The organism is Ruegeria sp. CDSA193 (assembly GCF_059611885.1).
The window spans coordinates 31,038-55,367 of sequence record NZ_JBXWPN010000003.1; the positions used below are offsets into that span (position 1 = coordinate 31,038).

Annotated in this window: 21 protein-coding genes; 8 read left to right on the forward strand and 13 right to left on the reverse strand. The window is 58.3% G+C overall.

Features of this window, described 5'->3' with window-relative positions; all coding sequences use genetic code 11:
- Positions 1 to 15 precede the first annotated feature (15 nt).
- From AC2FLG_RS05710 to AC2FLG_RS05720, 3 genes are read right to left on the reverse strand one after another with little or no spacing between them, the layout of a single operon-like run.
- Complete coding sequence (locus AC2FLG_RS05710) at positions 16 to 1,005, reverse strand: YcjF family protein (RefSeq protein ID WP_281996070.1); 990 nt, start codon at positions 1,003 to 1,005, stop codon at positions 16 to 18.
- On the reverse strand, positions 998 to 1,453 hold the full coding sequence (locus AC2FLG_RS05715; protein WP_496705390.1) for a GNAT family N-acetyltransferase: 456 nt from the start codon (positions 1,451 to 1,453) through the stop codon (positions 998 to 1,000). The genes AC2FLG_RS05710 and AC2FLG_RS05715 overlap by 8 nt, the downstream gene beginning before the upstream one ends.
- On the reverse strand, positions 1,450 to 2,862 hold the full coding sequence (locus AC2FLG_RS05720; protein WP_496705392.1) for a YcjX family GTP-binding protein: 1,413 nt from the start codon (positions 2,860 to 2,862) through the stop codon (positions 1,450 to 1,452). Before AC2FLG_RS05720 ends, AC2FLG_RS05715 begins: the two co-directional genes overlap by 4 nt.
- A gap of 108 nt (positions 2,863 to 2,970) precedes the next feature.
- Here AC2FLG_RS05720 and truA point away from each other — a divergent pair, with 108 nt between their 5' ends.
- Positions 2,971 to 3,738 carry a tRNA pseudouridine(38-40) synthase TruA gene (gene truA, locus AC2FLG_RS05725; protein ID WP_282022399.1) on the forward strand — a complete coding sequence of 256 codons (768 nt, stop codon included), beginning with the start codon at positions 2,971 to 2,973 and terminating at the stop codon, positions 3,736 to 3,738.
- On the opposite strand, the gene AC2FLG_RS05730 is transcribed toward truA, so the two are convergent.
- The 5 genes from AC2FLG_RS05730 to AC2FLG_RS05750 form a co-directional block, all read right to left on the reverse strand.
- Positions 3,735 to 4,637 (reverse strand): nickel/cobalt transporter, encoded by a 903-nt coding sequence (locus AC2FLG_RS05730; RefSeq protein ID WP_142640132.1) that lies wholly within the window; start codon positions 4,635 to 4,637, stop codon positions 3,735 to 3,737. The two genes, truA and AC2FLG_RS05730, sit on opposite strands and share 4 nt — an antisense overlap.
- A complete protein-coding gene (locus tag AC2FLG_RS05735; RefSeq protein ID WP_281996060.1) occupies positions 4,622 to 5,269 on the reverse strand; it encodes a DUF1007 family protein in 648 nt (215 codons plus the stop codon). Before AC2FLG_RS05735 ends, AC2FLG_RS05730 begins: the two co-directional genes overlap by 16 nt.
- 73 nt (positions 5,270 to 5,342) lie before the next feature.
- Positions 5,343 to 6,149 carry a thioesterase family protein gene (locus AC2FLG_RS05740; protein WP_282022397.1) on the reverse strand — a complete coding sequence of 269 codons (807 nt, stop codon included), beginning with the start codon at positions 6,147 to 6,149 and terminating at the stop codon, positions 5,343 to 5,345.
- Between the two features lie 8 nt (positions 6,150 to 6,157).
- Entirely contained in the window at positions 6,158 to 7,393 is a 1,236-nt protein-coding gene (locus AC2FLG_RS05745; RefSeq protein WP_496694652.1) for an acyl-CoA dehydrogenase family protein, read from the reverse strand.
- Positions 7,394 to 7,582: 189 nt separating this feature from the next.
- On the reverse strand, positions 7,583 to 7,939 hold the full coding sequence (locus AC2FLG_RS05750; protein WP_496705395.1) for a hypothetical protein: 357 nt from the start codon (positions 7,937 to 7,939) through the stop codon (positions 7,583 to 7,585).
- Positions 7,940 to 8,113: 174 nt separating this feature from the next.
- Between AC2FLG_RS05750 and AC2FLG_RS05755 the strand changes: the two genes are divergently transcribed.
- The 3 genes from AC2FLG_RS05755 (at position 8,114) to AC2FLG_RS05765 (ending at position 10,390) form a co-directional block, all read left to right on the forward strand.
- Positions 8,114 to 8,947 (forward strand): bifunctional allantoicase/(S)-ureidoglycine aminohydrolase, encoded by an 834-nt coding sequence (locus AC2FLG_RS05755; RefSeq protein WP_496692319.1) that lies wholly within the window; start codon positions 8,114 to 8,116, stop codon positions 8,945 to 8,947.
- An 81-nt stretch (positions 8,948 to 9,028) separates the two neighbouring features.
- Positions 9,029 to 9,349 carry a hypothetical protein gene (locus AC2FLG_RS05760; protein WP_496705397.1) on the forward strand — a complete coding sequence of 107 codons (321 nt, stop codon included), beginning with the start codon at positions 9,029 to 9,031 and terminating at the stop codon, positions 9,347 to 9,349.
- Between the two features lie 54 nt (positions 9,350 to 9,403).
- Positions 9,404 to 10,390, forward strand: a complete 987-nt coding sequence (locus AC2FLG_RS05765; RefSeq protein ID WP_496705399.1) for a type I glyceraldehyde-3-phosphate dehydrogenase — start codon at positions 9,404 to 9,406, stop codon at positions 10,388 to 10,390.
- 40 nt (positions 10,391 to 10,430) lie between these two features.
- Here AC2FLG_RS05765 and AC2FLG_RS05770 read toward each other — a convergent pair whose 3' ends face one another.
- From AC2FLG_RS05770 to puuE, 3 genes are all read right to left on the reverse strand, one after another.
- Entirely contained in the window at positions 10,431 to 11,858 is a 1,428-nt protein-coding gene (locus tag AC2FLG_RS05770) for a nucleobase:cation symporter-2 family protein (RefSeq protein ID WP_142640116.1), read from the reverse strand.
- A 63-nt stretch (positions 11,859 to 11,921) separates the two neighbouring features.
- A complete protein-coding gene (locus tag AC2FLG_RS05775) occupies positions 11,922 to 12,404 on the reverse strand; it encodes an ureidoglycolate lyase (RefSeq protein ID WP_496705401.1) in 483 nt (160 codons plus the stop codon).
- Entirely contained in the window at positions 12,401 to 13,819 is a 1,419-nt protein-coding gene (puuE, locus tag AC2FLG_RS05780) for an allantoinase PuuE (RefSeq protein ID WP_496703822.1), read from the reverse strand. The genes AC2FLG_RS05775 and puuE overlap by 4 nt, the downstream gene beginning before the upstream one ends.
- 209 nt (positions 13,820 to 14,028) lie before the next feature.
- Between puuE and uraH the strand changes: the two genes are divergently transcribed.
- Positions 14,029 to 14,385 (forward strand): hydroxyisourate hydrolase, encoded by a 357-nt coding sequence (gene uraH, locus AC2FLG_RS05785; protein ID WP_142640109.1) that lies wholly within the window; start codon positions 14,029 to 14,031, stop codon positions 14,383 to 14,385.
- Between the two features lie 210 nt (positions 14,386 to 14,595).
- Here uraH and AC2FLG_RS05790 read toward each other — a convergent pair whose 3' ends face one another.
- The gene (locus tag AC2FLG_RS05790) at positions 14,596 to 15,516 is read right to left on the reverse strand and encodes a LysR family transcriptional regulator (protein ID WP_281973831.1); all 921 of its coding nucleotides are present in this window, start codon (positions 15,514 to 15,516) and stop codon (positions 14,596 to 14,598) included.
- Positions 15,517 to 15,612: 96 nt separating this feature from the next.
- Here AC2FLG_RS05790 and AC2FLG_RS05795 point away from each other — a divergent pair, with 96 nt between their 5' ends.
- The 3 genes from AC2FLG_RS05795 to AC2FLG_RS05805 all read left to right on the forward strand — a co-directional run bounded on the left by AC2FLG_RS05795 (position 15,613) and on the right by AC2FLG_RS05805 (position 22,868).
- Positions 15,613 to 16,836: a urate hydroxylase PuuD gene (locus tag AC2FLG_RS05795; RefSeq protein WP_496692314.1), complete on the forward strand. Its 1,224-nt coding sequence runs from the start codon at positions 15,613 to 15,615 to the stop codon at positions 16,834 to 16,836.
- 156 nt (positions 16,837 to 16,992) lie between these two features.
- Complete coding sequence (locus AC2FLG_RS05800; RefSeq protein ID WP_496692313.1) at positions 16,993 to 18,798, forward strand: autotransporter assembly complex protein TamA; 1,806 nt, start codon at positions 16,993 to 16,995, stop codon at positions 18,796 to 18,798.
- Entirely contained in the window at positions 18,795 to 22,868 is a 4,074-nt protein-coding gene (locus AC2FLG_RS05805; RefSeq protein WP_496705403.1) for a translocation/assembly module TamB domain-containing protein, read from the forward strand. Before AC2FLG_RS05800 ends, AC2FLG_RS05805 begins: the two co-directional genes overlap by 4 nt.
- 457 nt (positions 22,869 to 23,325) lie before the next feature.
- Here AC2FLG_RS05805 and AC2FLG_RS05810 read toward each other — a convergent pair whose 3' ends face one another.
- Positions 23,326 to 24,258 carry a LytTR family DNA-binding domain-containing protein gene (locus tag AC2FLG_RS05810; RefSeq protein WP_496705405.1) on the reverse strand — a complete coding sequence of 311 codons (933 nt, stop codon included), beginning with the start codon at positions 24,256 to 24,258 and terminating at the stop codon, positions 23,326 to 23,328.
- Positions 24,259 to 24,330 lie beyond the last annotated feature (72 nt).

A 24,330-nucleotide genomic window follows, 5' to 3' on the forward strand; every position in this document is an offset into this window, starting at 1 on the left:
ACGCTTTGTCTCAGGTCAAGTTTTCGAAAACAGCCCCGCCAGCGCACGCTTGATCATCGACCGGGTCGAGGGCTTGTGACGGTCCGAGAACGGTAAAGGACGGCAGACCTCCATCGCGGCCACGCCGACGCGCGCGCTAAGCGCCCCGTTAACCAGGCCTTCGCCAAACCGCCGCGACAGTTTGCTTAGGACAGAGCCGCCCAGCACCGGTTCCAGCAAGTCGTCGCCCATAGCCACGGCGCCGGTTGCAACCAGATGCACAAAGACCGCCCGGGTCAGGCGCCAACTGCCCAGAAAACCGGCCCGCCCACCATAGATCTCGGCAACGCGGCGGATCATCCGCAGCGAAGCGGCCAAAGCCGTCGCCACATCCGCAAGAGCCAAAGGAACCAGAGCGGTCACCGTCGCGACCTGACGCGCGGCGGCCTCGACTTCTCGACTGGCCGCGGCATCCAGAGGGGCCAGCAGCTCATCCTCGGCCAGAGCCATCAGATCTGAGGCATCGAAAGGCTCAGCGATTCGTTTGGCCAGCCTATCGCGGCCCCATCGAACGTCCTCGCGCCCGTTGTAAAATGCCAACAACCGGTTGGTTACGGCGCGGGCTTGCGTCAGATCCGCCTCTGCCAACGCGGTGTCTGCGGCGCGACGGATTCCATCAACACGCGAAAGCCGCCCGATCGCGGCAAGTTCTCGCAAAGCGATGATCAGGGCAACCAGCAGCAACGCGCCAATCAGGCCAGTTACGACCCATCCCAAAACCGGCGCGCGCAACAGCAAAGCGGTCACAAAATCCCATGCCGCCACCGAGACAACCGCGCCGATGACCGCCGCCGCCAGTCCCCAGAACCAGCGTGACAGGGCCGACGGTTTCCGTGCAGCCAGACGCGCGGCGGCCTGCATCGCCTTCCCCTGTGGTTCGCCCGCATCCGGAACGGGCGGTGCCAAAGCGACATCCGCAACAGGTTCCTCGGGATCAAGATCGATCAGAACCGGACCCTTAGCCATCAGCAGCCCTTTCTCTGTTCCAGACAAATTTGATGTCCGGCAGGTTTTCGTCATTATCGGCCCCGTCACCGCGGGCAATCTCGGCAAATCCGTTGCGCTCGTAGAATCTTCGCGCGCCATGGTTGGCCTGAAAGGCGAACAGGGACAGCTTTTGTCGGCCAGATTTCGCCTGATCCAACAGGCGCTGCCCAATGCCCTGATTGCGCGCTGACGCACGCAGGTAAAGCGAATGGACCTCTGAACCATTCAATGCCAGAAAACCAACTACACCATCCTCGTTTTCAGCAACGGTGATCCAGTCGCGATCAATCATCACGCCGCAAAAGGCGATGGTTTCGGCACAGGAATGCAGCTCTGGCATCCACTCATTTTCACAAGCAAAACCATGCAGGATTTCCCCCGTCGCGCCAGCATCCGTGCTGCGCGCAGGGCGGAGCGTTACGGTCATAGCCGGTCTCCGATCAGGAACTGGGCCGCGCGATCAAGCCGGATATGGGGCGGGCCGTCACCCGATCGCAGGGTCAGGTTCGCAGGCGCAAAACTCATGAACCCATAGTCTTCGCCCAGCCAGCTTTCTGCTCCGCTGCGGGCTGCCCCCAACAAATGAGCTGGGTCTTCGGGCAACTCACCGGGGTAGAAGGCCGCCTGCTTGCCATCAAGCAAAGTGCCCCGCACGCAGGAAAGCGGCACTCCTTCATGGGTTCGCATCTCTTCGGTTGTTGCCCGCAAAGCCGCCAGTGACACAGCCGAGGTCTCGGCCCCGGCAAAACTGGCGCGGTCACGGGCGTCGCGTGTCAACGCCTCCATGATGCTGGTCAGACGCGGATGCTGCAGGTGGTGCAAATGATCGGCCTTGGTGGCGGCAAATAAAATGCGCTCGACCCGTTTGCCCAGAAGATACTGGCTGAGCCACGCGTTGCGCCCCGGACGGAAGGCCGACAGGATATCTCCCATCGCTCGGCGCATATCCTCAACCGCTTTCGGCCCTTTGTGAATCGCACCCAGCGCGTCGACCAGAACAACCTGTCGATCGATCGGGGCAAAATGTTCGCGAAAGAACGGTTTGACCACGCGCAATTTATAGGCCTCATACCGCCGCGCCATTTCGCGGTGCAGGCTGTTACGGGTGGCGACCCCTTCGACTGGCAGCGGCGCGAAGGTCAGAACCGGTGATCCCGCCAGATCACCCGGCAACAGGAACCGTCCCGGCGTACAATCGTAGAACCCGGCATCGCGCGCCATGTTCAGATAGCCCGAGAACGCCTGCGCCAAAGATTGCGCCACCGGCTCATCATGTTTTGCCTCCGGCGCGACCGCTTTGGCCTGCGCCAGAAACTCTTGTGCCTCGGCCCGCTCTGTGATGCGGGTCAGCGTTTCGGTTGACCAGTCGTCATATGATTTGTCCAGCAGGGCCAAGTCCAGCAACCATTCGCCCGGATAATCCACAATATCCAGATGCACGGTTCGCGGCCCCTTCAGGCCAGACAGCAGACCGGCAGGGCGAACCTTGAACGACAGGCGCAGCTCGGACACGGCGCGGGTGCTTTCGGGCCAATGCGGGTTTGGCCCGGTCAGCGCAGCAAGGTGGTTTTCATAGTCGAACCGGGGCACGGTATCATCCGGCTGCGGCTGAAGGTAAGCTGCGTTGATCCGCCCCTCATGCTGCGCAACAAGGCCCGGCATTCGCCCACGGTCCAGCAGGTTTGCAACAAGCGAGGTGATGAACACCGTTTTGCCCGAACGCGCCAACCCGGTGACGCCAAGGCGGATGACCGGCTCGAACAGAGCTTCGGAAACGCTGTCGCCCACGGATTCCATGCCGCGCACAAGACTGTCTGCCATAGATGAGATGACCAAGCCGTCGCCCCGCTTTTATCGTTTCGCTCAAGATAGGTAGCCACCGTCCGACATGCCAGCGCTTTCGGGCCCCTTGCCCGCCGCCGCGCAGCAAGGTACCAGCAGCCCATGCCCAGATACGCGTTGAAAGTCGAATATCACGGAAAGCCGTTTGCCGGGTGGCAGAGGCAGAAAGATCAGCCCTCGGTTCAGGGGGCGATCGAAGAGGCATTGTCGCGGATACAACCCGGGGACCACACGATCGCTGCGGCAGGTCGCACCGATGCCGGTGTCCACGCGCTAGGACAGGTCGCCCATTGCGACCTGATCAAGGAATGGGACCCTTTCCGACTGTCCGAAGCGCTGAACTATCACCTCAAGCCGCAACCAGTGGCCATCGTGAAAGCCGCACGGGTGGACGATGACTGGCATGCGCGGTTCTCGGCGCTTGAACGGCAATATCTGTTTCGCATCCTGATGCGCCGCGCGCCTGCAACCCATGACGCGGGGCAGGTTTGGCAAGTTAGTCACCCGTTGGATATTGATGCGATGCAGGCCGCGGCGGACATGCTGATCGGACGGCATGATTTCACCACGTTCCGGTCCACGATCTGTCAGGCCGCCAGCCCGGTCAAGACGCTGGATGAATTGCGCGTGGAGCAGGTACAGGGCTTTTCAGGCCCCGAGGTTCATTTCCACGTCCGGGCACGGTCATTCCTGCACAATCAGGTGCGAAGCTTTGTTGGCACGCTGGAACGTGTCGGCGCCGGGTCTTGGACGCCCGAAGATGTGCGCGACGCGCTGCAAGCTGAGGATCGTGCCGCCTGCGGGCCGGTTTGCCCGCCACAGGGGCTGTATCTTGCGCGGGTCGGCTATCCGAACCCGGTGTTCGACTAAAGCGCGCGCAGTAAAAGGCCACCAGCTATCACCGCAATCAGCAACCCGGCGACCAGTTCGATGGTTGGGGCCAGCACCTGTGCAAACCGCGTCGCTGAGGCCGAGGCCAGCATCCCCCCGCGCAGACCGAAAGAGGTCCACCCTACCAGAGTGGTGACAGTCGCAGTGCCCAGCGCCATGCAGAACGCCCCGGCGATGCCAACGATGGCGATGCCCATCTGCCAGGTCAGGATCAACACAAACAGCGCCCCGGTACAGGGGCGTGCGGCGATTCCAGCGATCAGCAACGCCGCCTCGCGCAGGCTACCGACCTGCGCCACCTCATCCGCAGACGGACCATGCCGGTGGCCGCAATCCGAACAGGTTTCGTGATCGTGGTGATGATGATCTGCGCCGTGATCCCGGCTGCGTTTGGCAAAGCTCCGCAAGGCGCGAAACACTAGCCAAAGCCCGATCGCAGTGATCGCCCCATAGCTGACTGGGGCCATGATTTGCTCCGTTGTGTCGACCAGTCTTTCCCGAGACATCTGGAACACCAGCACACCGGCATAGACCAGAACAATCGCGGTTACGGCCTGTCCAAGGCTGGACAACACACTGATCGCTGAAAGCCGCCAGAACGCCACACGCCGACCAAGCCCATAGCCACCGATCAGGACTTTGCCATGCCCAGGACCGATGGCGTGGAAGAACCCGTAAGCGAAGCACACCGTCAACAAAGTCATGACCGCCTGAGGTTGTTCGGCGCGGGCAGCGCGCAGAGACCGCGCAATCTGGTTCTGAAATGCACGCTGTTCACCGGCAGCCCATGCCGCAAGTTGGTCAAACCCGCCGCTGAACCAGAACCAGAGCAGAACTCCGACCGCCAGAACAAACGGGACAATTAGGTATTTGGACATGAAATACGGATCTCGGTTGCAAAGTTTTCGCCCACCATCGGGATGTCATTTTCCTCAAGGTCGTAATTGGCATCCAGCGTCAGCAGAAACGCCTGCATTTGGGCAAGCTGTCCGTCGACATCCGGCTCGACGCGGTCAATCTGGCAGGTCTTACTCCCCGAAACCGTCACCGGGCGCGTCAGGTCATATGCGGTGTAATATGTCTCATCAAACGCCTTGGCCGATAAGGCGGTGGCCGGTACAGGCCCCCCTTCGACACTGCGCAGATGCGAGGTCACGATGCGCCCGTCCTCCATCAATGCTTTCGGCTCCAGTGGGCCAGAAAGCGGCAATACCTCAGCCTCGGACCAGACGACCAGATCGCCGTTATAGCCTTGATCCCACTGTGCATCGAACCCGGACAGGAAATCCTGTTCGCTTTCACTTAGAAGACCGTCGCCATCCTGATCCAGCTTCATGTCTTCGAGGACAAGCAATGAGTAGAACTCGTCATAGGCCCAGGTCACACGGACATGGGTCAGCTGCCCGGAATCGTCCACAATGAATTCGAGCCCCGTGTCGATAAAGACATGCGGGTGCGTCATCGCCGGGATCGGCAAACAGCAGGTCACTAGGGTCACAAGCCAGCGCATGGGCGAAAGATAGGGTGTCGGCCTGCGCCCGGCAATCCCATTTGGGCCGGGCGCGCAGAAGCTGGCCGATGGCTCAGGCAGGTGGGAACAACACAAGGGTCTGCAGGGCTGTTCCAACCGGCCCTTCGGTGTCATACAAAACCGATTGCGACATGCCGATACCCGAGGGCTGCCAATGGCAGACAGACTCGGAGGCCAGCCAATCCGAGACCGGCTCGCGGTGCACCTGAACCGTCAAATCGGTATTCATGAACCCCATCTCGGTTGTGGGGGCATTCCACGAAATGCCATTGCCGCAATCAGCCAGTGGACACAGCGCCTGAATCGGAGATTGCACCTCGTCCCCAAGCAACGGAGGCGTGCGCATCCAGATCGTTTTGGGACCGACGCCCTGATTTCCACCCTTGGGATAGAGGACATCGGAATAGGTCGCGAACCCCGGAAGATCGTGCCGAATTTCGCCGATGGGAAATGGGCCGTCCACCGTGTCCGCCAGTTGCGGAGATGAGAGAGCGACATTGGGAACCTGGCCAAGGTCGCGGCGGGCAAGGTGCATAGTTGTGGCTACGGCGCATAAAGTGTTGTCCAGATCGTGCACAGTAACCCGAGTGGTCGCTAGCGTTCTGGTGTGCCGCGTCGTCTCGGCCGCAACCCGCAACCCGGACAGGGGCAGCGGGCGCAGCAGATCGACCGTCAGCCGGGTCAGCATCTTGTCCGGACCAATTTCAGATTCCGCGGCGCGCACGATCAGACCGCTGACCGGACCAGCATGGCAATGTTCGGCAGACCACGGACCCCGCGCCGGGTCATTGCCGACAAAAACCCCATCCGCGCGTAGTCTGAAATAGGGCAACCTGGACATATCAGATTTCAAATCCACTTGGGACCTCAGACCTTTTCCTGTGTATGCTTTTTCAGCTCAGTCCGTGCGACCTGACGACGATGCACCGCGTCCGGCCCATCGGCCAGCCGCAGGGTCCGTACATGCGTCCACGCGGTCGCCAGCGGCGTGTCCTGACTTACCCCTTGCCCGCCATACATCTGCACCGCCTCATCAATCACTTTCAATGCGACCCGCGGTGCCACGACCTTGATCTGGCTGATCCATGGGGCCGCCGCGCGCGCATCGCCCTGATCCATGTACCAAGCAGCCTTGAGGCAAAGTAGCCGGGCCATTTCGATCTCCATCCGGCATTCGGCTATGATATCGAAATTCGCCCCAAGCTGCGCCAGCTTCTTGCCAAATGCTTCGCGTTGCAGCGACCGTTTGCACATCTGCTCCAGGGCCATCTCTGCTTGCCCAATAGCGCGCATACAGTGGTGAATGCGTCCCGGCCCCAATCGACCCTGAGCGATCTCGAACCCGCGCCCTTCGCCCAGCAGGATATTCTCGGCAGGCACCCGGACATTGGTAAAGCGAATATGCATATGCCCGTGCGGCGCATCATCATGGCCGTAGACTTCCATCGGGCGCAGCACCTCGATCCCGGGCGTTCCCGCCGGCACCACGATCATCGACTGGCGTTTGTGAACAGGCAAGTCATCACCGCCAGTCCGGACCATGACGATATAGACCTTGCACCGCGGATCACCGGCGCCTGAGGCCCACCATTTCTCGCCATTCAGAACGTAGGATTCGCCGTCCAGCACACAGGACATCGAAACATTGGTGGCATCAGACGAGGCGACATCCGGTTCGGTCATCAGATAGGCCGAACGGATTTGCCCATCGAGCAGCGGCTTGAGCCACTCTTGCTTCATCTTTTCGGACCCGTACCGCTCGAATACTTCCATGTTGCCCGTATCTGGGGCCGAACAGTTGAAGATTTCGGCACCCAGCGGGGTCTTACCCATTTCTTCAGCAAAAAAGGCGTATTCCACAGTTGTCAAACCCAGCCCTTTTTCACTGTCGGTCAGCCAGAAGTTCCACAATCCCGCCGCCTTGGCCTTGGCCTTCAACCCTTCAAGGATATCCGCCTGCCGGTCGGTATATTGCCAGCGGTCACCTTTGTTGATTTCAGCATGGAACTCTTCTTCCAGCGGCATGACTTCATTTCGGATCATCTCTGTTACGCGGGTCAGCAATTCGCGGTTTTCCTCGCGCAGGCCGAATGACATGTTCATGAGTTTTCTCCTCCGCCCCGACACACGGGCATTACCTTTGGGCCGAGAATGACTTAGCCACCGTCATGATGTCCAGTTGGGTGACGGGACGTCACCCACCCCATATGAGATTAAACGGGTGCAGTAACCGGAGACTGCCGACCGTATAGCCGTCAATAACCTGCGTCGCGCGCGGGTATAGCAACCCAATTAGGGTGCAAAAATCCAGTTACCATTGGCATCCTGGCACCTGCGGGTTCTGATCTCACGGGTCTGCTCGGCACTCGGAGGTCGGATAAAATGCTGCAGATGCACGCAATTATCGCGGACCTCGCGCACACGGACGGTGCCCTTGGCCCCGGTCTCGGTGCTGATCCATTCACTTTCGGCACCAACCTGCGGCAAACCACTGCCCAGCATGGTGTCTGTGGTTGCACTCAGCAATGTGAAATCATCCGGGCTCAACCCCGACTCTGCGATGATGCGCGACAGCGGTTTCGCGCTGCCGGCAACACCAATGCTCAGCACCAGAACACCTGCAACTAATAGTGATCCCCAAATTCTCATACCGCCTCGCAATTCTGCAACCAATTTACATTCAAGGATATACCCGGGAAGGCACAGGGCCAAGCCCTAGTCTGCAACCTTCAAATTATCCCGAAGAAACCTATTGCAACTCTGACGCTAGGCCATACCGAGCGTCCCTCGCATAGTGCACGAAACACGAACCAGAGGCATTTGATGGCACACCCGACTTATTATGCGCCCCATGGCGGACACCCCGGACAGGACACCCTGTTAACAGATCGCGCCATGTTCACCGAGGCCTATGCCGTTATACCCAAGGGTACGATGCGCGACATCGTCACCAGCTATCTGCCCTTCTGGGAAAACACCCGCCTGTGGGTTTTGGCACGCCCCCTTAGCGGGTTCGCCGAAACCTTTTCGCAATACATCATGGAGGTCCAACCCGGTGGCGGTAGCGATACGCCCGAAACGGACCCCGCAGCGCAGGCGGTGTTGTTCGTTGTCGAAGGGGCGGTCACATTGACGCTTGAGGGAAGTGTTCACGTTTTGGAAACTGGTGGATATGCCTATATCCCCGCTGGTTCCAAATGGGCGTTGCGCAACCATACGGAGCAGCCAGCGCGGTTTCATTGGGTTCGAAAGGCTTATGAGGCAGTGCCCGGCCTGCCCAAGCCGGACCCGATCATCACCAATGAGCAAGAGGTCGCCCCGATCGAAATGCCGGGTACCGAGGGTCGCTGGGCCACAACACGTTTCGCGGATCCGCAGGACCTGCGCCACGATATGCATGTGAACATCGTGACTTTCGAACCGGGTGGCGTGATCCCGTTTGCCGAAACCCATGTCATGGAACACGGGCTGTATGTGCTGGAAGGCAAAGCCGTTTACCGGCTGAATCAGGACTGGGTCGAGGTCGAAGCCGGAGACTTTATGTGGCTGCGCGCCTTTTGCCCTCAGGCGTGCTATGCGGGCGGTCCCGGGCGGTTCCGGTATCTGCTGTACAAAGATGTGAACCGCCAGATGCCTCTTTCACCAGGCGGGCGCTAGGATAAATTCGGCCTTGGCGGAACTCGGCAAGCGCGGTAATCTGATGGAATAACAAACGGTTTTAGTTCAGGAGATTGTACGATGGCACTGCGCAATGTAACGCTGGCACTGGCGGCTGCAATCGGCCTGACGGCCCTGGATGTGAACCCTGCAACCGCCAAAGAGACGAATACCGTCAACGTCATGAGCCGCACCTGGGCCATTACCCAGGTTTCGGAAGCTCCGGTCGTATACCGTGCCACACGTGATAACAACAATCTCAACCCATTCGGCCCCCCGCCCCGGCTGCGCACTGTTCAGGCCATCGCGGCTATTCAGCAGGCAACCGGGTGCAAGCCGATTGTGGCCAGCATGTACCAGAACATCTCGGGCCAGTTCTTTTCACAGGTCAGCTGTAACTGACCCGGACAGGAAACTGGCATTGAGGTTAATTCAAGCCCCTGCCATAGCTTGCGCATGAAACTCGCAATTAACGGATTCGGCCGCATCGGCCGCACGATTTTGCGGCAGCTTCTGGCCATGCCGCTCGGTCACGACATCGAACTGGTGCTGATCAACGATATCGCACCGCTAGAGACCTGCGCCTATCTGTTCAAGTACGACAGCACTTTTGGGCCTTATCCGGGCAAAGTGGAACAGGGAACTGCGCAACTGGTTGTCGATGGGCACGCTATTTCTGTTACACACAGCCCCAACCTTAGCCGGGTTGATCTGTCCGGTGTAGATGTCCTGATGGACTGCACCGGCGTTGCCCGGACATCGGATGTTGCCAGTCAGGGCCTGACCGCAGGGGCAAGGAAAGTACTGATTTCCGGCCCCTCGCCCGCGACCGAGGCCACAATCGTTCTGGGCGCAAATGAGGATCATCTGGGCAATGCGCGGATCGTGTCAAATGCCTCTTGCACCACCAACGGGCTGGCTCCGCTGGTCAAGGTTCTGGACGGGATCGCTGGTGTTGGGTCGGGCCATATGACCACCATTCACTGCTACACCAACAGCCAGCCGATGATCGACGCTCCGCGTGGTGATCTGGCACGGTCACGCGCCGGAGCGCTGTCGATGGTCCCGACCACCACCAGCGCTATGCACTTGATAGACGAAGTCCTGCCCCATCTGGCCGGGCGCATCTCGGGCGCGGCAGTCAGGGTGCCGACCGCAAGCGTCTCGGCAATCGATCTGATCGTGACATTGGAACGCGGGATGAGTGCCGAGGGTTTTGAAACCGCCCTGCGTGCAGCCGTTGCAGAGTCTCCCGTTCTGGGTTGGACGGATGAGCCGCTGGTGTCGTCCGATTTGCGGACGCGGCCGGAATCTCTGATCATTGCAGGGCCAGAAACCCGGCAGATCGGCGAAACTCAGGTTCGTGTTTTTGGCTGGTATGACAATGAATGGGGGTTTTCAGCCCGCATGCTGGATGTCGCTCGTATGATGGCCGACACATAGGCGGATCGCGACCTAACGCGATCCGCCGATTTTCATTTGGTTACTTGCCGGGAAGGCTGCCCGACCCGTGCCCCGACATGCCACCCGAAACTTCTTCGGTTGCCTCATCGGCCAACTCATCCGGCAGGATCAGATTCAGCACGATGGCGATCAGAGCCGCAGGCAGCAGCCCGCTTTTCATCAGGATGCCCAGAGTATCGGGCAAGTGTTGCACCGCACCCGGCTCTAGCTGGAGGCCGAACCCGATTGACAGCGCGATGGCAAAGATCACCATGTTGCGCCGATTCCAATCCACATCGGACAACATCGAAACACCCGCGGCAACAACCATCCCGAACATGACGATGACGCCACCGCCCAGTACTTCGATCGGAACGGTGCGGATGATCGCGCCAACCTTGGGCACCAGGCCGCACAGGATCAGAAACAAGGCGCCGATGGTGACGACATTTCGGCTCATGACGCCGGTCATTGCGATCAGCCCGACATTCTGGCTGAACGACGTGTTGGGTAAGCCGCCGAACACGCCCGCCAGGGCCGAACCGAAGCCGTCAGCATAGGTTGCACCGGTGATTTCCTTGTCCGTGGCTTCGCGCCCGGCTCCGCCTTTGGTCACACCCGACACATCCCCCACCGTCTCAACTGCCGAAACAAAGGCCATCAGACAGAACCCGATTATGGCGGCGAATGAGAACTCGAATCCATACTTGAAGGGCACAGGCAGGGCGAAAGTTGCAGCGCGGCTCCAGCTTGTTCCGATTGCCTCAAACGTGATCATGCCAACCATCAGGGCATAGACATACCCAACCGCAAGACCAATCAGAACGGCAGAAACCGAAAGCATTCCGCGCGTAAAGAACTTCAGCCCCAGCGTTACCACAACCACGACCAAAGCAGCCGACCAGTTCAGCGCCGAGCCGTATTCAGGCGTTCCAATGGCCGGAACCCCGCCGGCGGCGTATTGAATGCCGACCTTGACCAACGCCAGACCAATCATTGTCACCACAAGGCCTGTGACCAGAGGTGGCAAGGCAAAACGGATTTTGCCAATCACCGTGCCCAGCAGGGCATGGAACACTCCACCGATAATGACACCGCCAAACAATGCGGCCAGACCATCGACGCCTTTGCCAGCAACCAGCGGGATCATGATCGGCAGAAAGGCAAAGCTGGTGCCTTGAACAATAGGCAAAGCCGCTCCTACCGGGCCAATCGTCACCGTTTGCAGCAAGGTCGCGACGCCGGCAAACAGCATCGACATCTGGATCAGGTACAGCAGTTCGGGAAAATCGGGGGAGTTCGAACCGAACCCGAACCCGGCGGCCCCTGCAACGATGATCGCAGGCGTCACGTTCGAAACGAACATCGCCAGAACATGTTGAATGCCGAGCGGAACTGCCTTGTGCAGCGCCGGGGTATAATTTGGATCCCGAAGCTGTTCGGGTGTCCCTATTGAAGTGTCAGCCATGAGTTACTGTCCTCTCTGTCAGATTCACGGGGGTCTTACCGCTTATGCTGCGGCTTCATTTGGCTACGACACCACCTGATAAGGGGTATCGAACCAGTATTCTTCCAGGTTGGACCCATCGCCGATCCGATCAACAACGGCGAACAATCCAGGGCCATGCAACGGTGTCAAAACGCCGTGCCACGTCCCACGATGATAATTCACCACCTGACCGGGCCGGGTGACAAAGGCACACGGCTCGCCCGGCTGCCCGTCAACATCTCGTGCTACAATGACCAGAAAGGGTTGATGGGTCATGGGCACAAAGGCCTGACTGCCATCAGGATGCCGTTCAACCATATCCAACTGGTACGGCAGGGTTCGGGGGTTGGCGTTGAACAGGCTGATCCCGGCGCGGCCGCCCGCGAAATCAAGGGCCGCCCGGTCATGAAAACGCCCGCACTGGCCCTGGTTGATGATCTTGTCCGGGTCGCCCGATGCCTCGATCACATCTCCGAACGGGGCAAAAGCGTCAGGCGTTAAAGGAACAGTCCGGATCTGTTTCATGAAGGCAGCACATCCCTCAGGCGGAATTCGGCAATACGCTCGACCTGTCGGCAGGCCTCGGCGAATTCTGTGTCCCGGTCCTGATCTATCCGCCGCTGAAACGCCTGCTGGATAGAGGCTTTGTCATGATCGCGCACAGCGATAATGAAGGGAAATCCGAACTTGTCGGTGTAGCGCCTATTCAGATCGGTGAAGGCATCGCGTTCGGCATCCGTCAACGCATCCAGCCCCGCCGAGGATTGTTCCGCCGTGCTTTCCTGCGTCAGTCGCTTGGCCTGTGCCAGCTTGCCTGCCAGATCCGGGTGCGCGGTCAGCACGCCCAACCGCTCCTCATCAGAGGCCGAACGGAACATGCGCGTCAGTGCGTTGTGCAACCCGCCGGCAGTATCGTGAGCCGCGCCGAGTTCCAGCCCATGGGCGCGCTCTGCAATCCACGCCGAATGTTCAAAGATCCCGCCATAAGCGGCTACGAAAGCGTCCCGCGCCATTTCTGACGGCTTTGGACCTGATACAGGCGGGTGCTGCGCTGCCCAATGCTGGGCGATCTCCAGACGGGTCGCGAACCAGACATCCGAGTGCCCACGCGCATAATCCAGAAACCGTTTCAGCGCCATGACCCGACCTGGACGACCGATCAGGCGGCAATGCAGACCAATCGACAACATCTTGGGCGCACCGGCTTCACCCTCGGAATAAAGCGCGTCGAAACTGTCTTTGAGATAGGAATAGAACTGATCGCCCGAATTGAAACCTTGCGGCGTTGCAAAGCGCATATCGTTACAATCGAGCGTATATGGTACGATCAACTGGTCCCGGCCAGAGACCTGCATCCAATAGGGCAGATCATCCGCATAGGTGTCCGCCACATAGGCAAAGCCCCCCTCTTCGGCCACCAGACGCACGGTGTTCTCGGAACACCGGCCGGTATACCAACCATAGGGACGTTCCCCCACGACCTCGGTATGCAGGCGGATAGCCTCTTCTATTTGAGCGCGCTCTTCCGCCTCAGACATATCCTTGTGTTCGACCCATTTCAGGCCGTGACTTGCGATCTCCCAACCTGCGTCTTTCATGGCGGCAACCTGATCGGGCGACCGTGCCAGCGCCGACGCAACACCGTAAACGGTTATGGGCAAGTCCTTCATCAAGCGGTGCAGACGCCAGAACCCTGCCCGCGACCCATATTCATAGATCGATTCCATGTTCCAATGACGCTGGTCTGGCCATTGCGCTGCGCCGACAATCTCGGACAGAAAGGCCTCGGACGCGGCATCACCGTGAAGCACGCAGTTCTCGCCACCCTCTTCGTAGTTCAGCACAATCTGAACGGCCAGATTTGCTCCGCCAGGCCACTGGGCGTTTGGCGGGTTGGCTCCGTATCCGATCATGTCACGGGGATAGCGAGGGGGCTGCATGAATGTTCCGTCTCAGTTGTGTTACACTACCTACGCTTTACCGCAGAATTGGATGCAGTATTATCAAATCAATCCGAACGCTGTTTCCTTTTCTTTCGGCATTCCCAAAGTCTCGGGTTTCGCCCCAGACTGCGTCAATCAATGCTCGATTGCAGTTTGCGGTTTTCAACAGCCACTCGTTGCGGTGATCGGAATATGAGGAGAAACGCGTGGCAGGATACCTGACAACCCATGTTCTGGACACCGCCAAAGGCTGTCCCGCAGAGGGGCTGAAAATTGCTCTGTACGCGATTACCCAAGACGGACGCCACAAACTGGCTGAGATGCTGACCAATGCAGACGGGCGAACAGACAGCCCAATTCTACCTCAAGCAAACTTTGAAACCGGGGAATACGAGCTTGTTTTCAGCGCGGGTGACTATCTGCGCGCCTCTGGCCAAGCGGATGACGAACCGCTGTTCCTGGATGAGATTCCAATCAGGTTTGGTATGTCTGAAGCAGACGCCCACTATCATGTGCCGCTCTTGCTATCGCCATACAGCTACTCCACGTATCGCGGCAGCTAACAGACCGGGCGAACCTTCCGCCCGTCGATCGCCCCTGCCGGGCCTCCTCCTGTTGAGCCGGGCGCAGCACCTGTTGGGCGCGGCGCGGATAGTGACGGTTACAGCCCTTCGAGAAAATTTACGCGCGGCCGGGCGCTGTGGCAAAGCCACTGCGCCCGGCCCAACTGTTTTTTTGCGCCCATTGGGCCCAAAGACAAGCGGGAGCCTTTGCTAACCGTTGATGTCCGAGTTTTGCACAACCTTGCCAATTCGCGCGATCATGAAATCCATGAACAAACGCGCCTTGGGATCCTGGTGACGTCGATGGGTATAGAGACACGCCATCTGAACAGAGACAGGAGGTGTCTCCTTCGCAACCACCACCAGACGTCCTGCCTTGAGATGTTCCGCTGCCTCAAACACAGGTTTCATCGCGATCCCCTGCCCTGACAACGCCCAATCGGTCAAAACATCTCCGTCATCGCATTCAAACCGGCCCGACACGGCATAACGTCTTGGCCCGTCTGGAGTTTCTAGCATCCACTGAAACTCTGCAGCGCCGGGATACCGCAGGTTAAGACACTCGTGCTTGTCGGACACAAGATCGGCTCCGTTTTGCGGCATCCCCCTGCGTTTTACATAGTCCGGTGCAGCACACAGAACCCGTGCGCAATCCGCGATCTTGCGAATACGCAGGGTGCTGTCCTCGGGCTGACCAATGAAAAAGGCCAGATCCAATCCTTCGGTCGTCAGGTCCACTGACCTGTCGGTCAGGCGCAATCGCACATCAATTTCGGGGTATTCCGAGAGAAAATCCGGCACATGTGGGGCTAATAACCTGCGCCCGACGCCCAAAGGCGCGGCTACGAACAGTGACCCGCGGGGGGCTTCGGTCAGGTGAACAACCTGCGCCTCGGCTTCATCTACGGCATCCAGGACCGCAACCGCTCCGGGGTAAAACGCACGTCCCTGCTCGGTCGGGCTGAGGTTACGTGTAGTCCTCTGAAACAGACGCACGCCCAAATGATCCTCAAGCTGTGATATTCGCGCCGAAGTCACCGCCGGTGAAACACGCAAATCCCTCCCGGCAGCAGACATGCTGCCCAGATCATAGACACGAACGAAGGTGCGAATATTGTCGAGATAGGACATCTTATCGTTTTTTTTGATACAGTTTGACAATATACGGGAATACCGAAGAAAAGCCAGTTTGCCTAGGGTGACTATAACCTACTGGAGAGAACTCTCATGTTTGAATTCGCCGTGTTCTGGGATTGGATGGCATTTGCTGTGCGCTGGCTGCACGTAATCACTGCTATCGCCTGGATCGGATCATCCTTTTACTTCATCGCTCTGGACCTTGGCCTGAATCGGGATATCCCCGGCCCCGCAGACGGGGAAGAATGGCAGGTACATGGCGGCGGCTTTTACCATATTCAGAAATACCTAGTCGCACCCGAGCGGATGCCGGATCATCTGACCTGGTTCAAATGGGAAAGTTATGCCACCTGGCTTAGCGGAGCCGCGCTGTTGATGATCGTCTACTGGGTTGGTGGAGAGCTTTATCTGATTGATGCGCAAAAGGCCGATCTGGCGCTGTGGCAGGGCATTCTGATCTCAGCTGCCTCGTTGACTATGGGCTGGCTGATCTACGACTTCCTGTGCAAATCCGGTCTGGGTGAGCGCCCAACATTACTGATGGTGCTGCTGTTTGTCCTGCTGGTGGTGATGGGCTGGGGGTACAACCAGATATTCACCGGGCGCGCGATGATGCTGCATCTGGGCGCATTCACCGCCACGATCATGACAGCGAATGTATTCTTCATCATCATGCCGAACCAGCGCATCGTCGTAGACGACCTTAAGAATGGCCGCACCCCGGACCCGAAATACGGCAAGATCGCCAAGTTGCGTTCGACTCATAACAACTATCTGACCTTGCCAGTGGTTTTCCTGATGCTTTCGAACCACTACCCGCTGGCCTTTGCCACCCAATACAACTGGATCATTGCGGCGCTGGTATTTCTGATGGGTGTCACAATCCGTCACTACTTCAATACACGCCACGCCCGCGCCGGTGATCCGACCTGGACCTGGCTGGTGACCGCTCTGCTATTCATCGCCATCATGTGGCTGTCCACCGCGCCTATGTACAAACCTCTGGAGGAGGCCGAGGCACAGCCGCTCACCGCTTTTGAGCAGAAATACGCAGCAGCAGACGGGTTCGAACAGGCACATGATGTCGTTCTGGGGCGCTGTTCCATGTGCCATGCGCGCGAACCGGTTTGGGACGGCATCCTGTGGGCGCCAAAGGGCATTCTTCTGGAAACCCAAGGTGACATCGCCCGCAATGCGAAACAGATTTACCTGCAGGCCGGTGTCAGTCACGCCATGCCACCCGCAAATGTCACCTATATGGAACCGGAAGATCGCGCGGCGATCATTCGCTGGTTCCGCAATGCTGGCCTTTGAACTGGCACTGAGCCATCACTTGTTCCGTTAATTTTCTTGGCCAAACGATAAACGCTTCCCCTACACGATTACAGATGTTCTAACTATCCTTAAGGGGCCGCCACATCCGAAAAGGCGCCGAAATTAATTTCTAGTTGGGGCAGCTGGAGCCAATAGATGCAGCGAATAAGACAATGCAGCTTTGTGAGAAATTGTCTGTTCGGAATAGTCGTCGCCACATTGCCCACATCGCTGGCCGCATTGGAAACCGTCCTCACGGCACCGGGCGCTCCGAAAGCGCTGGTTGAACGGATCGAAGATACCGCATCGGTGACAACCGCAGAATCCCGCGGGCTGGACACGCCGCTTGAACTTTTGTCAGCGGCCCTGTCGGACTATACCACCATTGTTCAGATCCTTTATGACGAAGGCTATTTCAGTCCCGTCGTCAGCATTAAACTGGACGGGAAAGAGGCGGCGGAACTCAGCTCACTCAACGTGCCCAATCAGATCAACAAAATCGTGATTGCTGTTAAAACCGGCCCAACCTTCACATTTGGCCAGGCGGTGGTCCGGCCGATCGCGACCGAAACGGTTCTTCCCGAAGACTATGCGACGGGCAAACTGGCCACCACCGGCGCCATTCAGCAAGCCGCGTCAGCAGGCGTGCAGGGATGGCGTGACGCTGGTCATGCCAAGGCCGAGGTCAGCGGCCAGAAAGTCATTGCCCGCCACGCCCAGGCAAAGCTGGATTCCCGCATTGACCTCGCCCCGGGACCGCGTCTGAGCTTTGGAAAAATGTACATCAAAGGCGACAGCGATGTTCGCCACAGGTCCGTCGAACAAATCGCCGGCTTCCCAACCGGAGAGGTGTATTCCCCCCAGCAGGTGCAAAAGGTCGGAACCCGGCTTCGCCGCACCGGCACGTTTAATATTGTCTCGATCGAAGAGCACGACACTCCCAACCCTGATGGCTCCCTGGATTTCGATGTCTATCTTGAAGACATGCCCAAACGCCGCCTGACCTTCGGTTTGGAAGTGGCCTCGCGCGATGGGATGGAGCTGTCGACAACCTGGACGCATCGCAACGTGTTCCGCCGCGCTCAACGCCTGCGGTTTGAGGCATCGTTGCGCAATATTGGCGGGGCCGAGGATCTGGACGGGCGCATCGGGCTGCGGCTGGATCAGCCCGACCGGCTGGGCCCCGATGACAGCACGTTCTGGAGCGCCCTTCTGGAACGTCGCAACACCGACAATTACAACGTGACGGTGACGTCTCTGGCCTATGGTGCAAGACGCACATTTTCAGACCGCCTATACGCCGAAGCATCCGCCGGGTTTCAGTGGTCGGATGCAGATGACGCCTATGGCGACGGGCGTAAGTTCCGCTATTTTATCATGCCGTTCCGATCAGAATGGGATGAAAGGGACAGCAAGGTCAGCGCCACCAATGGCTATTACCTGGATGCCCGTGTGATGCCATTTGTAGGCCTGTCCGACACAGAAACAGGCCTCAGGATGTTTGCGGACGCGCGTGCCTATACCAGTCTGCGGACGCAAGGTCGTCTCGTGCTGGCAGGACGGGTCCAGATTGGGTCAATTGTAGGACCCGCCTTGGACGGGGTCACACCCGATTTCCTGTTCTTTTCGGGCGGTGCGGGCACTGTGCGCGGTCAGCCCTATGAAAGCCTCGGCATCCCTGTTGGCAATGAGGTTGCTGGCGGCAAGTCTTTCCTCGGGCTGTCCGGCGAGGTTCGCGGCAAGATCACCGAGACAATATCGCTGGTCGGGTTTTATGATTATGGTGTTGTAGACACGTCCTCTTTTGTCAGCAGCGCCGCTGAGAGCCATTCCGGCGCCGGGCTTGGGATCAGATACGACCTTGGCGGCTTTGGCCCCCTGCGTCTGGATCTGGCCCTTCCCGTTCAGGGCGACACCGGAGATGGTCTGCAGTTTTACATCGGAATTGGTCAGGCATTTTGACACATCGTTTCTCATATCCAGTTGTTGCGGCGGTTCTGCTGTGGGTGCCGTACCCCGTTCTGGCGCAGGACGAAGGCGGCAGTATGCTAGAGCAGTTTCTGCAGGATACCCTGTCCGGTGATGATCAGAACGTAACCGTCAAAGGCTTGCAAGGCGCGCTGAGCGCACGGGCCACAATCGCAGAGATCACGGTATCGGATGATGAGGGCGTCTGGCTGACCATCAAAGATGCCGAACTGGATTGGAACAGACTGGCCCTGATACGGGGGCGGTTCTCGGTCAATGCGCTGACAGCGCAAGAGATCGACGTAGCCCGCGCGCCGGGCACCACAACCAAAGATGCCCCTCCTCCTTCTGCGGAAACCCAGACATTCCAGCTGCCCGAGCTGCCTGTCGCAGTTGAAATCGGCGAAATCCGCGTGGATCAGCTGTCGCTGGGGCAGCCGCTGATTGGGGTAGCCGCCGACTTATCCGTCACCGGAAATCTGTCGCTTGCTGATGGAACGCTGGACACCAATCTCGACGTGGTGCGGTTGGACCGTGCCGGAGATGAGATCACATTGACCGCCGGGTTTGACAACTCGACAAGCGAGATCAATCTGGACCTGAACGTGGCCGAGGCATCCGGCGGGCTTATTTCGACCGCTTTGAACATTCCCGACAGCCCAACGATCGAGCTGACGGCAAAAGGCGCCGGACCGCTGACGGATTTCACCGCCGATATCGGGCTGAGCAGTGACGGGCAGCAGCGTCTGGCTGGGCAGGTTCGGCTTGGTTCGGCCCCTGACGACACTGCGGAAGGCATAGCATTTACCGCCGATCTGAACGGAGACCTGACACCCTTCGTCGGCCCTGCCATCGACCCGTTTTTCGGGGCGGACTCGCGGCTGTTCGTGCAAGGTCAGACCCTGCCCGAAGGGGCTCTGGACCTGTCCGATCTTCAGCTTGCTACGCAGGCGCTGAACCTAGAGGGGGAGTTGGCCCTGGCCGAGGGCGGCACATTGCAGTTTGCCGCCTTGCAGGGACGCATTACCCCGCCGCAGGGACAGGCGGTCACGCTTCCGGTTGGCGGTGGTGACAAAACGATCAAGTCCGCGCAGATCTCGACCTTGTTTGATCAGAAGAACGGCAATCTCTGGGATCTTAGCCTGACAGCAGATAGTTTCAAATCCCCCCAGGCCGAACTTGAGAGCATCCAAATTATCGCGCAAGGCGTGCTCGATCAGACCCTTGGATTTACGGTGAACGGTGATCTGCAGGCCAGCGTCACGGGCATAGATCTGACCGATCCGAACCTGAACACAGCCGTCGGAGACCGCATCACGCTGGACGGGCAATTTGAGTATGGCGATGACCAGTCGCTGACATTGTCCGGTTTCGAACTGGTCGGGTCGGATTACACTCTGGCGCTGGACACGCTGATTAGCGGATTAACCAGCGGATTGGCTGTTGATGGCAAAGCAACGCTGGACGCTACCGACCTGTCCCGGTTCTCTGGCCTTGCCCAGCTGGAACTGGCAGGGTCGGCGTCGGCAGAGGTTCAGGGCAAGGGCTCTCCGCTTGAGGGCAGCTTTGACGGCAAAGTGGTAGTTCAGGGCAACAACCTGTCGACCGGTCGCGACGATATCGACCCCGTGATCGCAGGCCAAACCACCATCACGCTGGACGCCAGCCGTGGAGGGGATGGCATTTCCATCCGCGAGTTTAATCTGGACGGTCAGGCCGCACAGGCGCAGGCCAGTGGCGAAGTGACAACCCCCGATGGCAATCTGACGATCGATGGTCAAGCCAGCCTTAGCGCGCCTGACCTCTCGGTCTTTTCCGGGCTGGCCCAGCGACAGCTGGGCGGGTCACTCAGCGCTCAGATGGACGGCAAAGGCACCCTGCAAACGCAAGATTTTGATGGCACGGCCAGCATTACCGCGCAGGATCTGCAGACAGGTATGTCCGACGTCGACCCTCTGCTGGCAGGCAAGACAGTGATCGCCTGGGATGGTGCGAAAACGGGAGACCTTATCGACATACGCAAAGCCACCATCAACGGACGGGCCCTGACAGCACAGGTGAGCGCGTCGATCAATGACCCAACCGGCAATCTGGTTCTTGATGGTCAGGCACAGGTGACTGTCCCTGATCTTTCGCTATTTTCGGACCTCGCGGGCCGGGATCTTGCCGGGTCGGTTACCGCGGATATCAATGGCAACGGAGCTTTGTCCAGCCAGACCTTCGACATAGCCGGCGATGTCGATGCGCAGGACGTCCAGATTGGCATCAGTCTCGTCGACAAACTGATCGAAGGTCGAACGACGCTGCGTGTCGATGCCGAGAACAGTGATCAGGGTCTGAATGTCCAAAACTTCAAACTGCGGGGCACCGCCTTGACCGCAGACGCTTCGGGTCAGGTCAGCAAAGAGACCGGTGGGCTGAGCTATTCGGTAAAGCTGGACGATCTTGCGCGGATTTCCAAGACGTTGTCAGGACCACTCACATTGGAAGGCAACGCCGCGCCAACAGCTTCAGGCCTTGAAGGAAGAGTCAGCTTGCGTGGGCCGGACAGTTCATACGCGTCGCTGACGGGGTCTGTCGGCTCTGACGGATCGGCAGACTTGGACTTTGACGCCGAGCTAAACAAGGTCGAGCGTTTCGCCCCAGACTTTCCAGGTACAATCACCGCCAATGGGACCGCAAAGCGCAAGGCAGGCGTCTGGACCATCAACTCTTCGGCGCAGGGTCCGGCACAGATCACCGGCGAAATCTCGGGCACGTTCGATGAAACCACAGGAAACGCCGATCTGAATGCGCAAGGCGGGGTTAATATCGGTATCGCAAACCTGTTCATCACCCCCAACCAAATCGACGGGACTGCGCGGTACGACCTTAGCTTGAATGGCCAACCCTCGCTTGAGGCGCTCAGCGGGTCGATCACGACCTCTGGAACCTCGTTGGCGATACCGGGTGCCGGTCAGACCATTACCGGCATCAGCGGCGCGGTCGAGTTGGCCAACAACCGCGCCAACATCTCCCTAAATGGTGGAACCCGCGCCGGGGGTAATTTCACCGTCGCGGGCCCGATTGACCTGACGCCTCCGTTCAATGCGCAAATTACGACCACGCTCAATCGTCTCGTGCTGACGGATCAGCTTTTGTACGAGACGATCCTGAACGGGCAAATCGCAATGACCGGAGCTTTGGCTGGCAACAGCACAATAGTCGGGCAAATTACATTCGAGGAAACCAATATTAACCTCGCCGCCGCCTCGGGTGCGGTTGGCGCTGCGCCCATACCAGAGATCGAACATATCAACGAAAACGCGGCCAGCTATCGGACTCGGGAACGAGCCCGTTTGGTTAAACAGGACGATGCCACCCAAAGCGATTCCCGTATTGCGCTGGACATCGCTCTGCTCGCCCCCAAAGCCGTGTTTGTCCGAGGTCGAGGCGTGAATGCCGAACTCGGCGGACAGCTGTACATAGGCGGTACAACAACCTCGATCATTCCTTCGGGTCAGATCGCTCTAATCCGAGGCAATTTCGACATTCTGGGCCGCAGGCTGGCCCTGACAAAAGGGATCGTGACCCTACAAGGCGACTTGACACCCTATATCGAATTTGAATCCTCAAACAGCACCTCGGACGGGACCGCTACAATCGAAATCGCCGGGCCGCTGGACGCCCCCGAGGTCAACGTGTTCTCGGATCCGGAACGGCCAGCAGAAGAGGCGCTGGCCATGCTGTTGTTTGGCAACCGTTTCTCTGAGCTGTCGCCCTTTGTCATTGCCCAGATGGCGGCTTCGCTGGCGCAGCTCAGCGGTGCAGGAGGGGATGCGACCAAGGGTCTGAGGGAGTCGACCGGTGTCGACACAGTCGATATCGGAGCAACGTCAAGCGGCGGAATTTTGGGCGCCGGGGCGTATCTGGGTGACAATCTCTATACCGACTTTAACGTGAACACCGAAGGAAATACCGAAGTGAACCTCAATCTGGACGTCACCGATAATATCACCATGCGCGGAACCGTTGACGGGCGGGGGGAAACGGGATTGGGTGTCTTTTTCGAGCGCGACTACTAATCCTGCGCGGAACTCTGCATCTGTGGCAACAGTTTCGGGCCAAATCACAGGAAGGCAGGGAATTTCATTAACCCCTTTACTATCAACTTCTTAACATGACAGCGAATGCACAAGTCGCTCTATTCATTTCGTGCGACACGAATTTTCATTGCCGTTCGTTTCGAATTTTTGACGTTTCGTACCAATTTCATTGCCAGGTCCGTGCCTATGCAGGAAAAGAAGGCAGCGCCTGGTTTTGCGGCGTCTTTATCGAGTGACTTGTTGACCAGTACAACCTGATTATAGAGGGGGGAAAACTCAAAATCGGGGAAAGCAAAAGATCAAAATTCAAGTCTTTTCATTACTAAAAATATTGAACTGCCCACCTTCCCATCCACTGCGTATTCTGTACCCAGCAGCGATGGGAAGGTGGATTATCTAAACGAACCGATAAGCCGGATGTTTCTGCCGAACGATGTCAGGTTTGTTGTGGTGAAGCTTTGACTGTTGCCGGGCTTTCCGCTGACGCCATCTCGGACAGCCAATCACGCACGGCGCCGTGCCGGCTACGGGCGATGGCGATCTTTTTGCCGCAGCCCAGAACCAGATATCCGACTTCATTCAGGCTTTTGGCAATATCCACACACCGATTGGCAACCCAAAAGGACCGATGCACCTGTAGGCCGTAGCATTCTGGCATTTGCGATAGGATGCCTTTGAACGTTGAACGCACCAGCACTTCTTTTTCATCTACACGCAGGGTGACATAGTGCTGCTGAGCCTGAACGAACAAGATATCCTTGGCCAAAAAATTTTGCCCATTGGCGGACACTAAACCATTGGCCACAGGAACACAGGATTCTACTCTGCTATCCGGCTCGTCCTCGGGTTGCAGATCGCCGGCGCGCAGGCGGGCCAGATAAGGTGGAAAAACCCAAACGATTACGATCACTTCAATTCCAACGATGAGAAAGTACTGAGGCAGCAAAAGCGGCGAGTTTTCAAAGCTGAAAGACAGAAACGTACTGAAAACCATTGTCGTTGCGAATTGGGCAAACTTCATCGCCCCATACGCAATGGGAAAACATGTCAGCGGGGTGAAAAACCGTTTGATGCCCAGATATCGGCTGCAGACTGCCTCAAAAAGCAACATCAGCACCACCGAACCCATATACCCCAGCAATCCGCACATCCAATAGATCGTGCGCCCCAGCCCGGTTAGCGGTTCAGCAAACAATGACGGCGTCGCACCAATGAGCAGCAGCAGCAAAGCAGGCAGAAACATCAGGAAGTTTCTGGACAGGAAAAAACTAAGGACTTCGCTCAGGATCGCATCAACCGACATACCCGGCAATACGACAAACGAAAGCTCAGCCTGTTTCAAATCGTTATACACGTCTTGCGGTTTCATTCAGCCCTTGTTGCTCTGATCGCACTACTACCATCTATTTCGGCTTCGGCGCCTAGGCCCGACTGCCCACAG

Excerpts from the sequence above, each read along its gene's own strand:
- AC2FLG_RS05775 (WP_496705401.1), bottom strand. The coding sequence starts at position 12,404 with ATGAAACAGATCCGGACTGTTCCTTTAACGCCTGACGCTTTTGCCCCG.
- puuE (WP_496703822.1), bottom strand. The coding sequence starts at position 13,819 with ATGCAGCCCCCTCGCTATCCCCGTGACATGATCGGATACGGAGCCAAC.
- AC2FLG_RS05795 (WP_496692314.1), top strand. The coding sequence starts at position 15,613 with ATGTTTGAATTCGCCGTGTTCTGGGATTGGATGGCATTTGCTGTGCGC.
- AC2FLG_RS05755 (WP_496692319.1), top strand. The coding sequence starts at position 8,114 with ATGGCACACCCGACTTATTATGCGCCCCATGGCGGACACCCCGGACAG.
- AC2FLG_RS05750 (WP_496705395.1), bottom strand. The coding sequence starts at position 7,939 with ATGAGAATTTGGGGATCACTATTAGTTGCAGGTGTTCTGGTGCTGAGC.
- AC2FLG_RS05710 (WP_281996070.1), bottom strand. The coding sequence starts at position 1,005 with ATGGCTAAGGGTCCGGTTCTGATCGATCTTGATCCCGAGGAACCTGTT.
- AC2FLG_RS05715 (WP_496705390.1), bottom strand. The coding sequence starts at position 1,453 with ATGACCGTAACGCTCCGCCCTGCGCGCAGCACGGATGCTGGCGCGACG.
- AC2FLG_RS05745 (WP_496694652.1), bottom strand. The coding sequence starts at position 7,393 with ATGAACATGTCATTCGGCCTGCGCGAGGAAAACCGCGAATTGCTGACC.
- AC2FLG_RS05735 (WP_281996060.1), bottom strand. The coding sequence starts at position 5,269 with ATGCGCTGGCTTGTGACCCTAGTGACCTGCTGTTTGCCGATCCCGGCG.
- AC2FLG_RS05760 (WP_496705397.1), top strand. The coding sequence starts at position 9,029 with ATGGCACTGCGCAATGTAACGCTGGCACTGGCGGCTGCAATCGGCCTG.
- AC2FLG_RS05810 (WP_496705405.1), bottom strand. The coding sequence starts at position 24,258 with ATGAAACCGCAAGACGTGTATAACGATTTGAAACAGGCTGAGCTTTCG.
- AC2FLG_RS05790 (WP_281973831.1), bottom strand. The coding sequence starts at position 15,516 with ATGTCCTATCTCGACAATATTCGCACCTTCGTTCGTGTCTATGATCTG.
- AC2FLG_RS05765 (WP_496705399.1), top strand. The coding sequence starts at position 9,404 with ATGAAACTCGCAATTAACGGATTCGGCCGCATCGGCCGCACGATTTTG.
- AC2FLG_RS05800 (WP_496692313.1), top strand. The coding sequence starts at position 16,993 with ATGCAGCGAATAAGACAATGCAGCTTTGTGAGAAATTGTCTGTTCGGA.
- truA (WP_282022399.1), top strand. The coding sequence starts at position 2,971 with ATGCCCAGATACGCGTTGAAAGTCGAATATCACGGAAAGCCGTTTGCC.
- AC2FLG_RS05730 (WP_142640132.1), bottom strand. The coding sequence starts at position 4,637 with ATGTCCAAATACCTAATTGTCCCGTTTGTTCTGGCGGTCGGAGTTCTG.
- AC2FLG_RS05770 (WP_142640116.1), bottom strand. The coding sequence starts at position 11,858 with ATGGCTGACACTTCAATAGGGACACCCGAACAGCTTCGGGATCCAAAT.